The organism is Rhodococcus sp. T2V (assembly GCF_029269925.1).
In the GTDB taxonomy this organism is placed as follows: Bacteria; Actinomycetota; Actinomycetes; order Mycobacteriales; family Mycobacteriaceae; genus Rhodococcus_F; species Rhodococcus_F koreensis.
Genome location: NZ_JARJBD010000014.1, coordinates 1 through 12897 on the forward strand (window position 1 = coordinate 1; position 12897 = coordinate 12897).

General features: G+C 67.3%; 15 protein-coding genes. 8 read left to right on the forward strand and 7 right to left on the reverse strand.

Annotated elements, in window-relative coordinates; genetic code table 11:
• Window positions 1-394: 394 nt before the first annotated feature.
• Window positions 395-1033 carry an RES family NAD+ phosphorylase gene (locus P3H15_RS14270; protein WP_276137830.1) on the reverse strand — a complete coding sequence of 213 codons (639 nt, stop codon included), beginning with the start codon at window positions 1031-1033 and terminating at the stop codon, window positions 395-397.
• A gap of 7 nt (window positions 1034-1040) precedes the next feature.
• Window positions 1041-1637 (reverse strand): hypothetical protein, encoded by a 597-nt coding sequence (locus tag P3H15_RS14275; RefSeq protein WP_276137831.1) that lies wholly within the window; start codon window positions 1635-1637, stop codon window positions 1041-1043.
• A gap of 298 nt (window positions 1638-1935) precedes the next feature.
• Between P3H15_RS14275 and P3H15_RS14280 the strand changes: the two genes are divergently transcribed.
• A complete protein-coding gene (locus tag P3H15_RS14280) occupies window positions 1936-2124 on the forward strand; it encodes a hypothetical protein (RefSeq protein ID WP_276137832.1) in 189 nt (62 codons plus the stop codon).
• A 51-nt stretch (window positions 2125-2175) separates the two neighbouring features.
• Here the strand turns inward: P3H15_RS14280 and P3H15_RS14285 are convergent, their stop codons facing one another.
• Window positions 2176-3456 carry an MFS transporter gene (locus P3H15_RS14285; RefSeq protein ID WP_276137833.1) on the reverse strand — a complete coding sequence of 427 codons (1281 nt, stop codon included), beginning with the start codon at window positions 3454-3456 and terminating at the stop codon, window positions 2176-2178.
• 304 nt (window positions 3457-3760) lie between these two features.
• Here P3H15_RS14285 and P3H15_RS14290 point away from each other — a divergent pair, with 304 nt between their 5' ends.
• Complete coding sequence (locus P3H15_RS14290) at window positions 3761-4135, forward strand: DUF1937 family protein (RefSeq protein WP_276137834.1); 375 nt, start codon at window positions 3761-3763, stop codon at window positions 4133-4135.
• Between the two features lie 84 nt (window positions 4136-4219).
• On the opposite strand, the gene P3H15_RS14295 is transcribed toward P3H15_RS14290, so the two are convergent.
• Genes P3H15_RS14295 through P3H15_RS14310 form a run of 4 tightly spaced genes read right to left on the reverse strand, consistent with a single transcriptional unit; the run spans window position 4220 to window position 6217 of the window.
• Window positions 4220-4660: a WhiB family transcriptional regulator gene (locus P3H15_RS14295; protein WP_346348776.1), complete on the reverse strand. Its 441-nt coding sequence runs from the start codon at window positions 4658-4660 to the stop codon at window positions 4220-4222.
• A gap of 60 nt (window positions 4661-4720) precedes the next feature.
• Entirely contained in the window at window positions 4721-4915 is a 195-nt protein-coding gene (locus tag P3H15_RS14300; RefSeq protein WP_276137836.1) for a hypothetical protein, read from the reverse strand.
• Window positions 4912-5700, reverse strand: a complete 789-nt coding sequence (locus P3H15_RS14305) for an alpha/beta fold hydrolase (protein ID WP_276137837.1) — start codon at window positions 5698-5700, stop codon at window positions 4912-4914. Before P3H15_RS14305 ends, P3H15_RS14300 begins: the two co-directional genes overlap by 4 nt.
• 1 nt (window position 5701) lies before the next feature.
• Window positions 5702-6217 (reverse strand): RbsD/FucU domain-containing protein, encoded by a 516-nt coding sequence (locus P3H15_RS14310; RefSeq protein ID WP_276137838.1) that lies wholly within the window; start codon window positions 6215-6217, stop codon window positions 5702-5704.
• Between the two features lie 278 nt (window positions 6218-6495).
• On the opposite strand from P3H15_RS14310, the gene P3H15_RS14315 reads away from it, so the two are divergent.
• From P3H15_RS14315 to P3H15_RS14340, 6 genes are all read left to right on the forward strand, one after another.
• Window positions 6496-7254, forward strand: a complete 759-nt coding sequence (locus P3H15_RS14315; RefSeq protein ID WP_276137839.1) for an SDR family NAD(P)-dependent oxidoreductase — start codon at window positions 6496-6498, stop codon at window positions 7252-7254.
• A gap of 125 nt (window positions 7255-7379) precedes the next feature.
• Entirely contained in the window at window positions 7380-9017 is a 1638-nt protein-coding gene (locus tag P3H15_RS14320) for a GMC family oxidoreductase (RefSeq protein ID WP_276137840.1), read from the forward strand.
• Window positions 9014-9523, forward strand: a complete 510-nt coding sequence (locus P3H15_RS14325) for a hypothetical protein (protein ID WP_276137841.1) — start codon at window positions 9014-9016, stop codon at window positions 9521-9523. Before P3H15_RS14320 ends, P3H15_RS14325 begins: the two co-directional genes overlap by 4 nt.
• 118 nt (window positions 9524-9641) lie before the next feature.
• Window positions 9642-10379 carry a GntR family transcriptional regulator gene (locus tag P3H15_RS14330; RefSeq protein WP_072939211.1) on the forward strand — a complete coding sequence of 246 codons (738 nt, stop codon included), beginning with the start codon at window positions 9642-9644 and terminating at the stop codon, window positions 10377-10379.
• Window positions 10372-12192, forward strand: coding sequence for a putative nucleotidyltransferase substrate binding domain-containing protein (locus P3H15_RS14335; protein WP_276137842.1), 1821 nt, complete (start codon window positions 10372-10374; stop codon window positions 12190-12192). The genes P3H15_RS14330 and P3H15_RS14335 overlap by 8 nt, the downstream gene beginning before the upstream one ends.
• Entirely contained in the window at window positions 12189-12845 is a 657-nt protein-coding gene (locus tag P3H15_RS14340) for a PolC-type DNA polymerase III (protein ID WP_276137843.1), read from the forward strand. The genes P3H15_RS14335 and P3H15_RS14340 overlap by 4 nt, the downstream gene beginning before the upstream one ends.
• Window positions 12846-12897 lie beyond the last annotated feature (52 nt).

Below are 12897 nucleotides of genomic sequence, written 5' to 3' on the forward strand. Positions count from 1 at the left end.
CCGGACCGCAGCGGCCGCGACACGACTCGTCGGGCTGGGGCGAAGCCCCGGTAGTGCTTCGAGTTCTGTACGCGGCCAGGGGAGCGCGTGCAGATTCATCTCGCGTGCTCTGCCATCGGTCACATTGTCCTCACGCTCGAATGGCGGAATCGCGATTCTGCGATCAAGGTCAATGAGTCTGCAGCACTGTGTATTTCGCGCAACAGGTTCGGAATTCGTGCTCAGCTCGGCCCGCGAGGCTGAGAAGCGCCTCGGCGCCAACCCGCCCAGGCGAAGAACTCACCGGCCACATCCTCCCATGCAGAGGCGGACGAATTCACCTGCACCAGCTCCTACTCGTCCACCACCGCGGGATCACCCACGCCGCGCAGCTGACCTACCGGACCGGGCTTGATCAGGGTCCGAGTGCGGCGTTGTGCGGGGTGAGGATCGCACCCAACAGGTAGTGCCCGTCGGCGGAGTCGAGGGCGATCACCCCACCGACAGCGGTGACGGCGGGGTGAGTGTGTGTGGCCGGGTCATCGGCCAACATCCAGGAGAGGGTGTTCTCGTCGTGCCGCGGCCGGAATTGCACGCCGTCGACATCGGGGTTCTCGGCGAGGATCGCGGCGACCCACCGGCGGGTGTGCAGATACCCGGAGGGGTCGCACTTGGACAACCAGGCACCGGCGTTGATCCGGGACGCCCCGGTCCCGGTCAGATCCACGACCTGCACCGTGCGGGTGGTCCGCAGTTCACTCAGGACCCGGCCGGCGATCGTCGCCCGCGGGATCAGCCGCGGGGACTGGTCGACCGGCAGGTTGCGGCAGAGCGTCTCGGCGACCGCCGCGGCCGGACTGTCCCCGAGATACAGGTAGGCGTAGGAGCCGTCGAGACTGTCGAACCGGCCCCCGGCCCGGGTCCTCGGCCGGGCGGTGGGGTTCAACTCCGCGGCGCCGCGGGTGGCGCTGTGGATGCGCCACAGCGAGGTGTCGGCGGGGATTGTGGTGATCAGGGCAGGCGGCAGCGGGGTGGGTGGATCCGGGTAGGTCACGGTCGGTTCAGTCCTGCGTGAGGTCGTCGGCCATGTCCCGCAGATCCTGCTCGTGCCCGCCGTCGACGGCGAGTGCGGCCGGGGATCGTGGGTCGTCGGCGAAGTCGGTCGGGTTCAGCCACCAGGACGCCACACCCCACGGGTCGTCCTTCGCGCCGAGGGTCCGGTTGATCTCGGCGACGATCGGGCGGACCTGCCGGCGTTCGGCGTCGAACTGGAACGCGGGGTAGAGCTTGTGGCCCGAGACCGGCAGCGCGATCACCGTGCCGGCCGCCGACAGGCGGCTGGCGGTGTTGCGGCTGGTGGCCGCCTTCCCCAGGACACGGCTGACTGCGGTGGAGTCGAACATCTCGTGCTGATCGACGATCGAGCTCAGCGCGGACGCGACGATCCGCGTGCGCGCCACCGCCGCGGCGGCCGGGTTGGCGACCGCACGCTCCTGCTGACGCGCCAGCGCCGGGCTCATCGACAGCAACGCCGTCACATCATCCCGGACCGGGCGCAGGGCCGGGCGGCGGGAGAACTCCTCGACCAGCAGCTCGACGAGGTCCGGATCCGACAAGGCATGGATCGAGTCACGGGCCCGATCTCGGTCGACGAGCATTCCCATCACCTCCGTTTGTGCCAGCAGTGTACCGCGTACCACCTGGGTCAGAATAGGGTGAACATGGACGAACACGACACACGGTTGAGATCACGATCGATCATGACAAGTGCGCGGGCGCTGAACCGATCGCTGTTGCCGATCGGCGTCATCGACCGGTCGAGTCCGCGACTGCTGATGTTCAGCGTTGCCGTAGCGGCCGATTCACAATGCGGAGTCGTTCGGTGCACATGCTCGATGCCTGGACGCACCGGCCATTCGTGTCGCCGATATCCGCATCCCCGAGGCGAGGAGACACATGTTCAAGCGAGAGCCCACGGTCGGCGGACGAAGGCCACCCGAATCGATTTCGCCGGAACCACATGCCAGTCAGCCGTGGTATCGGCGACTGTATGTGTGGGTGCTCGTCGGGATGGCGGCCGGTGCGATCACCGGGCTGCTGGCCCCGAAACTCGGCAGTTCACTCGAGGTGCTAGCGAGGTGGTGAAGACATTCCTGTGCGTGTAGCGGCCACGGTGCCTGAACTATTCCGGGCCCGTTATCGTCTGACCGATTCCTTCTCGTTCGGGACTGGCGCGACGAGGGAATGACTCGCACCGAGGCGCGCCTTTCGCATGACCGGTGGTCCGATGACCGCGACCACGAGTGCCAGCAGGGCCGGGATCAGGAGTGCGAGAGTCAATCCGGCGTGGACTACGACAGTGCCGATGAGGACTGGTCCGACAAGCAGTCCGCCGTACCCGAGCATGTTGACGATTCCGATGTTGGTGCCGCTTCGGGCCGGGTCGATGCGACCGGCCGTGGCCAGCACCAGCGGGACGATGGGAGCGAGCCCGAGGCCGAAGACGAAGAGCCCCAGCAACGCGGTGTACGCATGGGGTAGCGCGAGGGTGAACGCGAGGCCGAGGGCAGCCAGAAGTCCCGAGGTCGCGGTCACTGCCGTCGCTCCCCATCTCCGTGTGAGCGCGTCGCCGCCGAGTCGGCCGATCAGTTGACCTGCCGAGAAGAACGCGAAGGCGAGCGCAGCGACTGCGGTGGTGGTTGCGAGTTGTTCGTGCAGGTACTTCCCGGTCCAATCCGATGACGCCTCGCCGAGCATGGCGCACAGACCGGTGCATCCGAGTGCGACGGCCAACAGTGTGCTCGCCGACCGTGCCGCACTCGTTGCGGCGGCCGGCCCACCAGCGCCTGCGCGATCGTCGATCATCTTGCCACCGTGGCCTTCTGGAGACCCTGGGAGGTACCACCGGCTCAGGACGATCACCGCAACGGCGACGCCGATCCCGTTGACGGTCAGGCACAGCACCGGACTTTCAGGCGCCATCCTCATGAATTGGGCACTCACGAGGCCGCCGACCAAGCCACCAGCCGGCCAGGCCGCGTGGAATGCAAGCATCGTCGACCGCCCGAGACGACGCTCGACTGCTACACCATGAGCATTCACGCTCGTGTCCGTGGCGCCGCGCAGAAACCCCATCGTCAACGCGGCCACCCCCAGTGACGCTGCCCCTGTTGCGAATCCGACAGGCAGCAGCGATACGGCGTACAACGCCGCCGACAGTCGCAGTGTCCACTTCGGCCCCCACCGGTCGACGACACGACCCGCCGCGATGCATCCGACTGTGGCCCCGATACCGATGTAGAGGGCGACGATCGCGTACTGGCCGTCGCTGACGTCGTTGCGGCCCTGGATCAGCGGAACGTTGGACGCCCACATTGCGACGGTGTACCCACCGAGGAAGAACGAGGCGAAGGTAGCCAACCGCGCATTCCTCACCGTGATGAGATTGCCGATCGAGTCGTCCGTTGCGTTGCGCACATGCCCTCCAGAACCGTCGATCATTGGATCAATGCTGTCGATTGTCGACAAGTATGGCTCAGGTTACATCAGATCGGAACTGAGACCCGGGTGACGAAGATCCCGAACGTAGAACCTCGCGACCGACCGTGTCGAGTTACCGAGCGAGCTCCGCGACTGTCGACAACAATGCAATCCCTGGTTTATTGTCGACAGATCGCCCGATCGCAGCGGACTTGCGCACGTCACGCGCCCGCTGATTTGCCGAGGGCGGTGTTCTCACACCCTGCGGGACAGTCGATCCCGCCGAATGGATAGGTTTCCCATGCGAAAGATTTTCCTGGCCTGCCCGTACAGCCACGCGGACGAACGTGTCGTTCACGAGCGCTTCCTCGCCTGCAACGAGGTCGCCGCGACGATCGTCGAGTCGGGCAACGTCGTCTTCAGTCAGGTGTCGATGTCGCACCCGATCAATCTGGCCTTCAAGACAATCGACCCCAGGGAGGTCGGCAAGCTGTGGGCACCCATCGACGCCCACTTCATGGAATCGATGGAGGAATTGATCATTCTCGACGTGGACGGGTGGGATCGGAGTTCGGGGATCAAGCGAGAGATCGAGTTCTTCCAGAGCCGCGGCCGACGCGTCAGCCTGTGGTCGCAGGCGTCGGAAGAGTTCGACGCGGAGACCGCCCGCGCCTGAGGCAGTGCCTCGGTCCGTCCCGTCACGGACGGCGGTCGGGTACCGGCCGCCGTCCACCGACGGGCACCACCGTCCATGCGCACATCAGGCCGAAGGCTCGGACTCCCAACGCATCCCAGTGCCCGGTGGGCGTGAGCGGGGAAGCACACGCAGAGAGCGGCGTCGGCGTGCCTCGTCCCGTCGAGCACGCGGGATCATCGTCTGCCGGTCGCGCTCGGTGGTTCCACCCCACACGCCGTACGTCTCGCCGGCAGTGACGGCGTGGTGTGCGCATGCTCGCCGTACGGGGCAGCCCAGGCAGATTTCCTTGGCCGCTCGTTCTCGGCGGGCACGGGCAGCTCGCTCTTCGCCGTCACGAGAGTAGAACAGCTCGGTGTCCATCTGCCGGCACTGTGCATGGATCTGCCAATCCCATTCCGGAGTAATAGGTTTGGGAAGAATCAACGCCCGAATCGTGGTCATCGTCAGCTTTCCCGCCCCGCTGACGGAGGTCCGGTGTCGGAACCGCCCGCGGGACGAAGGCATTGCGAGGGCCGACCGGAACCGGCGCCTGGCCGGTGTCCGGTCAGCGGTGTGCGCCGGAAGTCAGGGGTCGACGAGTGCACTCACACCCACCTCGAGGCTTCTTCGTCCGTCACGGGTGCGGAACGGGGTGCGAGCCTCTGCCTGCTCGGAGCACAGCGCTGCGGGATCACGGTCGAGCCAGCGGTCGATCGCCACCCCGATTCGTTCCCGCAACGGCCGGTTTTCCAGGCGAAACGCCTCCACCGCGGTGGTCACCGCGAACTCGCCGACAATACGGGACCCGCGCTGCACCACTGGGTGGTCACTTCGATGATCAATCCTGCGACCTCGCGGTGCGCGAGGTCGTTGGGAATGTCGTGGTAGCCACCGGGGATCGCGACGGCGCGGCACTGGTGAAGTTCGCCCGCAAACTCCGACGCTTTACCGGGTGCGGCGAATGCGTCGTGCTCGCCATTGATCAACAGGATCGGCATGATGAGGGCCGGAAGGCCCGTGCGGACTTTGCATCCGGCCACGGCGAGCGCGCTCCACAGGTTCGGTTCGGCTGGGGCGGTGTCGAATCCGAGCGGATCGTTCGCGAGCGCGTCGAGGTATGCCTCGTCCTTCGCCATGATCAGGTCGGTGCGCCCCTCCACCTCGGGAGGCAGCCCCCACAGCGGCGCACCGGTCATCACCAGGCCGGTGCGGGCGGTCGCGGTGCGCATCGCCAGCAGCGCCCCGGTCAACGCGCCCAGCGAGTGCCCGACGATGACGACGGGCAGGTCCGGGTGAGTGCTCGTCATGAGATCGAGCAGGATGCCGGCGTTGGACGCGAGTTCGTCGACGGAGGGGAACATTCCCGGGCGGCCGCCGGTGTGGCCGTGTCCGAGATGATCCGGGCCCCACACCTCGATGCCCGCATCGGTCAGTTGCCCGGCCAGCCGGTGGTAGTGCCCGGTGTGCTCCCCGAAGCCGTGCAGAAGCAGCACCTGGGCGTGGGGGGACCGGGCAGCCCAGTGCCGGTAGTAGATCGTGTTGCGTACGCCGTCGAAGAAGGGCACGTCACGCCTCCGGTGCGGTCGAGTCGGGGGCCTGCCCGTCGGACAGGTCCTGGAACCAGGTCGGCGACGTCAGCCACTGCAACGGGATCGGGGGGCTCGGGTAGCCGGCGACGAGGATGGTGTTCGCGTGCACCGAGTAGTCCCCGGTCTGGACGAAAACCTTGACCCGGTCGCGCAGTTGGTAGAACTCGGGCAGATAGCGCAGTTCGTGCACGTTCTCCTCCCCCACCAGTTCGGAGACGAATTTCCGGCCCTCCGGGTTGGCCCCGATCATGTCCTCGGTGACGATTGCCGCCTCGAAATCTCCGGCCTCGCACAGCACGGAGAGCAGGTCACCGACCGAGGGCAGCCCGGGCGCGATGCCCAGATCGATCGTCTCGACCTGCGGCGACAGCGGCACCAGACTGGCCGCCGAGGTGCCGCTTCCGGCATCGGCGATGTAGACCATCTCGCCGTGGCGTAGCTGGCTCACCACTGCCGCCAACCGCTCGTGCAACAGACGGACCTTCGGTGCCATGGATGTGTCCTCTCCTCGTGGTGGAAACGCCGCGATCCGCGGTCGGAACGACCGATCGACCTCGGCCCGTTGACTGCCGAATGTGCTCTAGTCGACAATCGACTAGAAACGTAAGCCGGACGACGGCATCCGTCAAGAGGTGTTCGGCCCGGCAAATCGAGGCTTGACCCGGCCGCCCGAAGCACGCACACTAAACGTGTCGGTCGATTGTCGACAAAGGATCAATCCCCTGCGCGGCGCGACCTGTTTCCGCGAAAACCACCCTGAAGGAGCGAACTATGGGCCAGCTGCTCGAAGGCAAGACAGTAATCATCACCGGTGCCGGAGGCGGGATCGGCCTGGCCACCGCGCTGCATCTGCACGACGAGGGCGCCCAGGTGGTCGCCACCGTCCACTCCGAGGCGAGCTTGCCGCAGTTGAAGGTGGACGACGACCGCCTGATCGCCAAGGTCGTGGACGTGACGGACGAAGAGCAGGTCAAGGGCATTGTCGACTTCACCGTGCAGACCTTCGGAAAGCTCGACGGCATCGTCAACAACGCCGGCGTCCTCAAGCCCGGGACCATCCTCGACGCCAGCGTCGAGGACTTCCAGAAGACGTTCGACGTGAACGTCAAGGGAGTGTTCCTCGGGACGAAGTACGCCATCCCCGAGCTGCTGAAGGCCGGCGGCGGATCGATCGTCAACTTCGGCTCGATCAACTCGATCGGCGCGGAGAAGCTGCTGACCACCTACACCGCGAGCAAGGGTGCAGTGCTGACGCTGACCAAGGCGGTCGCCCTCGACTTCGGCGCGCAGGGCATTCGGGCCAACACCCTGTGCCCGGGCTTCGTCGACACCCCGCTGAACGTCCCGCATTACACCGCCCTCGGTGGCCGTGACGAGCTCGAGGCCGGGCTCCCCGACTTCCAGCCGATCGGACGCGCCATCCTCCCCATCGAGATCGCCCACTCGGTCGCGTTCCTGCTCTCGGATCACTCCACGGCCATCACCGGCACGGCGTTCGTGGTCGACGGCGGTGTCCTCGCCGGCGCCTGATCACACCTGACGTGCGGTGGAGGCCCGAGAGCCTCGGGCCTCCACCGCACTTCCATTTGACAGCGGACGTGACGCACGCCACTATGACAAAATGTCGACAATTAGACGAAATGAGGTCGACTCCGATGACTTCCACCAGCCACGATGTCACCGAGCACGATTCGGTCGATGTGCTTGTGATCGGCGCGGGTCCGTCCGGCGCAGTGGTCACCCATACGGCCGCGACCGCCGGCCTGAACGTCCTGTGCCTCGAACAGGGCGACTGGGTCAACCCCAGCGATTTCCCCGCCAACCACCCGGAATGGGAATTGCTGATCCAGCACGACTGGGCGCACGACCCGAACGTGCGCGCACTGCCCTCCGATTATCCGGTGGACATCCGCGACTCGGACATGTGGCCGGTGATGTTCAACGCCGTCGGCGGCAGCTCCATCTACTACGGCGCCGAGTGGCCGCGGCTGCTGCCCTCGGACTTCCGGGTCAAGACACTCGACGGCGTCGCCGACGACTGGCCGATCGCCTACGACGACCTCAAGCCGTACCACGACGAGGTCGACGCGTTCATCGGCGTGTCCGGCGTCGACGGTGACACCGCCTACCCCGACGGGCTCGAGTACCCGCTGCCGCCGCATCCACTGGGCAAGCCGGGAATGAAGGCGGCCGAAGCGGCGAACACACTGGGCTGGCACTGGTGGCCCGGCACCAACGCGATCCCGAGCCAGAAGAACAAGACCCTCGAGCAGTGCGGCCGCTGGGGCGTGTGCGAATGGGGTTGCCCGCAGGGCGCGAAGGCCTCGTTCGATCTGATCTACATGCCGCAGGCGCAGCAGGCCGGTGCACGGGTGCAGACCGGGGCGCGCGTGCGCAGGATCCGAACCGACGACACCGGGAGGGCAACCGGTGCCGAGTGGATCGACCGCGACGGCACCGTCCACTTCCAACCGGCGAAGTCGGTCGTCCTGTGCGCCAACGGAATCGGCACACCCCGACTGTTGCTGCTGTCAGCGGACGAGCGCAACCCGGACGGGCTCGCCAACTCCTCCGGGCTGGTCGGCAAGAACCTGATGCTGCACCCGAACTGCACCGCGGTCGGCTACTACGAGGAGAACCTCGAGAGTTGGCGCGGCCCGGCCGGGCAGCTGATCCACTCGATGCAGTTCTACGACACCGACACCTCCCGCGGTTTCGTCCGTGGTGCGAAGTTGCACGCGCTGCCGACCCCGGGACCGCTGAACACCATCGAGACCCACCGCCAGCTCGACTTCGACGAGCTGTGGGGACCGGCCGTCCACGACGTGGCACGCGCGTCGTCGAACGGCATCCTGTGGGCGGCCAACGTCGAGGATCTACCCGAGGAACACAACCGGGTCACCCTCTCCACGGAGGAGTTCGATTCGGACGGGCTGCCCGCGCCGAAGGTCGAATACCGGGTCAGCGAGAACACCCGCAAGATCCTGAAGTACACCGTCGAGCGGATGGTGGAATTGCACAAAGCGGCAGGAGCCAAGCAGATCATCACCCAGGAACTGTGGGTCGATCAGCCCGGACATCTGCTCGGCACCGCCCGGATGGGCGACGACCCGGCCACCTCGGTCGTCGATTCCTTCGGCCGCAGCCACGACGTCGACAACCTCTTCATCGCCGACGGCAGCATCTTCGTCACCTCGGGCTCGGCCAATCCGACCTGCACCATCAGCGCTCTGGCACTGCGGGTGGGCCGCAAGGTCGTCGAGGACGTCACCGCAGGAAAGGCCCAGGCATGAGCACCACACCCATCGAACTGAAGACCTCGGCGCCGCGGCGTCTGTCCGTGCCGGTCCGCACGCTCCGCCCGCCCCGGCAGCTGTCCGAGGACGAGTTGACCGTCCTGCTGCGGATCGCGGACAGCCTCATCCCCGAATCCGGAGAGAATCCCGCCGCCAGCAAAGCGCAGGACTATCTGCGGTATCTCGATCTAGCGCTGGCCGCCCGCGCCGACGTCTTCGACAGGGTCGTCACGGCGATCAACGACGTCGCGGATCTCCACGGCGACGAACTCCACGCCCGGTTGAAGCGCATGTGGGCCGAGGACAAGGTCACCTTCGACCCGCTCTCCTCGATCGTGGCCGGCGCCTACTTCATGACCCCGCAGGTCAAGGCGTTGATCGGGTACCCCGGACAGCACCGGGACGCGGCCGGATTCGAGGACGCCGCCAACGAGTTGTCGACCGGCATCCTCGACCCGGTGATCGAACGCGGATCCATCTACGTCTCCGCCACCGGGGAGTGAGGCCCCCAGGCGGGTCACCAGCTGATCTACTGTCGACAAGACACCTGCAACCCGAGTAGGACTGATACCACCTCGTCGAGTGAGCAACCACGAGGCCGAAGCAAGAAAGGACAACGGGATGACTCTGTCACCGAATCGTCCGGGGTCGACAGTGGGCCGCGACGAGGGGGAGATTTCCCTCGGACGAATCCAGCAGCGCACCACGCCCGGCACCGTCGCGGGCGTGCTGCGCACCGCCATCCTCGACGGCACCCTCGCCCCCGGCAGCCAGCTGCGGGAGGCACACATCGCCGCCGATCTGGGAGTGAGCCGGGCACCTCTCCGCGAAGCCCTGGGCATCCTCGCCGACGAAGGTCTCGTGGTGAAGATCGCCTACAAGGGCGCCTTCGTCGCCGAGGTCAGCGCCCAGGGCATGGCGGAGATCGCCAGCCTGCGCAAGCGCCTGGAACCGTATGCGATCGAGCTGGCGATGCCACGGCTGGCGGCCGGTGGCCGCACGAAGGTCATCCGCGCGTTGCAGGACATGGCCCGCGGCGCCGACGACGGCGACATGACCCGAACCATCGACGCCCACATGAGCTTTCACCGCGTGTTCTACGAGCTCTCCGAGCACGGGCTGCTGCTCGACCTGTGGCGCAGCTGGGAATCGCAGTTGCAGCTGTTCCTGTCCGCCGATCACCAGTCCTTCGCCGACCTGCACGACGTGGTCGCCGAGCACGAGCGGCTCCTGGCGATCATCGACACCGGCGACATGGACGCGATCACCCGGGAGATCGATCGTCACGTGCACGGTCCCGCATCCGCCCTGGACGCCGTCGACACCGTGCGCGAGGCCGCTTCCGCCACGCATGCGTGAGTACGTCGACTTCCTCGGCGGTCAGCCGCCGTACGACGAACTCGACTCGACCGACCTCGACGCCCTGGCCCGCCTCGTCGAGGTCGAGTTCTTCCCGGCCGGGACCCGCATCATCGAGGCCGGCGAATCCCCGCTGTCGCACTTCTACGTGGTGCGCACCGGGGAGGTCGAGGTCGTCGACCGAGGACGGGTGATCGACCTGCTCGGGTCCGGGGAGACCTTCGGGCAGATCTCGGTCCTGTCCGGGCTGCCGCCGCCCCTGGACGTGCGGGCCGCCGAGGACAGCCTCTGCTACCGGTTCCCGGACCCGAGACCCATCCTCGCTCACCCCGAACGTCTGCAATTTCAGCACTACAACACCCTCGTCACCCGCGAACGCCTCACCCGGTCCGGCCTGGTCGATCAGGCCCTGCGCGCCGCCCGCCATCAGATGCGCCCGGCCGTGTGGTGCCCCGCCGGGGCCACCGTGTCCGAGGCCGCGTCGGTGATCACCGACGCCGCCCAGTCCTACGCCCTGCTCGACCGTGGTGGGGAGATCGGGATCGTCACCGACAGCGACTTCCGGCGCGCCCTCGCGACGGCCTCGTTCGATCCGCACGCCCCCGTCACCACCATCGCCTCCTTCCCGGCCGAATCCATCGGCGCCGATGCCCTGGTCGGTGACGCCTTCCTGCGCATGATCGAGTGCGGACTGCACCACCTGGTGGTCCGCGGCGGCGCCGACCGGCCCGTGGGCGTGCTGCGGGTGGTCGACCTCGCCTCCGCCGAGGTACGCAATCCCCTCGTCATCCGCCGCGCCGTGGACGACGCCCACACCATCGACGAACTCGCCGCCGCGGCCGCATTGCTGCCCGGCACCTGGGTCGAGCTGTACGACACCGGCGTGGCACCGATGCACATCGCCGGACTGCTCTCGGCGGTCGTGGACGCCCTGTTGCAGCGGCTGGTCGAACTCACCGACATCGGAGACGACTGCGTGCCCCACCGGACGTCCTGGTTGCTGCTGGGCTCGGTGGCACGCCGGGAGCCGCTCCCCCGCTCGGACGTCGACACCAGCCTGGTCTGGGAAGACCTACCCGGAGAACGCAATCCGGCGCGGAACTTGCAGCGGTGGGCCGGGCGGGTCCTCGACAACATGGAGCGGTGCGGGCTGCAGCGCTGCGTCGACGGCGCCAATGCCACCAACCCGCAGTTCGCCCGCTCCCGCGCCGACGCCGTCTCCACCGCCACGTCGTGGATCCGCAACCCCACCCAGCACAACGCACTGCTGCTGTCGTCGATGATCGCGGACAGCCGCCCGGTGACCGGGCTGTCGCTGGGCCGCTCGGTGTCGGATGCGATGCTGGCCACCACCCGGAGTCGCGAGTACCTTGCGGCGCTGCTGCGCTACACCGTCTCGAGCCGCCCGCCGGTGGGTTTCGTCCGCAACTTCGTCGTCGAGCAGTCCGGCGCCAACCGCGGCCACCTCGACCTCAAGGCCCGCGGACTGGTCCCGATCGCCTCGCTGGGGCGGTGGATCGCCGTGGTCACCGGCGACGACCGCGGCTCGACGATCACCCGGTTGCGGCGGGGCGGCGCGTCGAACCTGCTCACGCCGGACGAGACCGAGGTCCTCGTGCAGGCCTTCGAGTACATCTACGGGCTGATCCTGGGCCGGGAGATCGACGCGATCAAGACCACCACCCCCGCGTCCACCTGGGTGGCGCCGAATCAACTGGACTCCCTGACCCGTCGTTACCTGCGGGAGGCGTTCCGGGCCGTCGCGGAGGTGCAGAATCGGCTCGAGAGCGAGTGGGTGGCGCGGCTGCCATGACGGTGCACTGGAGACGAAGACGCGAGGACCCTCTGCGAAAACCGTGGCGGCAGAGCGAATACCTCGTCGTCGACCTCGAGACCACCGGGTTGGACCTGAAGAAGGACACCATCGTCTCGTACGGCGCCGTCGTCATCCGAGACGGCCGGGTGATCACCGCCGAGAGCGTCTACGACCTGGTCCGTCCGCGGTCGGCGATGTCCCCGGAGGCGATCGCCGTCCACACCCTGCGCCCGGCGGACGTCGCGGATGCCCCACCGCCGGATGCCGCAGTGCACACTCTCGCCGCCCTGATGACCGATCGGGTGGTCGTCGCACACTCGGCGTGGGTCGAGCAGGCCTTCCTCACCCGCGCGTTCCGGGACGCCGGCATCCGGTTTCGGGTCCCGCTGATCGACACCGCGGCCCTGGCCCGCGCGTGCGGCACTGCGCCCGCGGGTCAGCGCGGCGACGCGGGTCTCGAATGGCTCGCCACCGCGCTGGGACTACCGGTCGTCGATCCGCACCACGCACTCGGTGACGCCGTCACCACGGCGCAGGTCTTTCTGGTGCTGGCCTCCCGCCTGAGCGGCCGCGGATACGACACCGCGCGATCCCTGGTCGATCTGACCTGCGGGGACCGGGGTCTGTTGTCCCCTCCGAGCGGGCGGTAGCCCAGCCGAAACAACCAGTGATTGAGATCACACGCATCTATGGTAGATTGTC

Coding starts and splice junctions, on each gene's coding strand:
- P3H15_RS14295 (WP_346348776.1), bottom strand. CDS start 4,660: ATGCCTTCGTCCCGCGGGCGGTTCCGACACCGGACCTCCGTCAGCGGG.
- P3H15_RS14340 (WP_276137843.1), top strand. CDS start 12,189: ATGACGGTGCACTGGAGACGAAGACGCGAGGACCCTCTGCGAAAACCG.
- P3H15_RS14290 (WP_276137834.1), top strand. CDS start 3,761: ATGCGAAAGATTTTCCTGGCCTGCCCGTACAGCCACGCGGACGAACGT.
- P3H15_RS14330 (WP_072939211.1), top strand. CDS start 9,642: ATGACTCTGTCACCGAATCGTCCGGGGTCGACAGTGGGCCGCGACGAG.
- P3H15_RS14320 (WP_276137840.1), top strand. CDS start 7,380: ATGACTTCCACCAGCCACGATGTCACCGAGCACGATTCGGTCGATGTG.
- P3H15_RS14275 (WP_276137831.1), bottom strand. CDS start 1,637: ATGCTCGTCGACCGAGATCGGGCCCGTGACTCGATCCATGCCTTGTCG.
- P3H15_RS14325 (WP_276137841.1), top strand. CDS start 9,014: ATGAGCACCACACCCATCGAACTGAAGACCTCGGCGCCGCGGCGTCTG.
- P3H15_RS14335 (WP_276137842.1), top strand. CDS start 10,372: ATGCGTGAGTACGTCGACTTCCTCGGCGGTCAGCCGCCGTACGACGAA.
- P3H15_RS14315 (WP_276137839.1), top strand. CDS start 6,496: ATGGGCCAGCTGCTCGAAGGCAAGACAGTAATCATCACCGGTGCCGGA.
- P3H15_RS14280 (WP_276137832.1), top strand. CDS start 1,936: ATGTTCAAGCGAGAGCCCACGGTCGGCGGACGAAGGCCACCCGAATCG.
- P3H15_RS14310 (WP_276137838.1), bottom strand. CDS start 6,217: ATGGCACCGAAGGTCCGTCTGTTGCACGAGCGGTTGGCGGCAGTGGTG.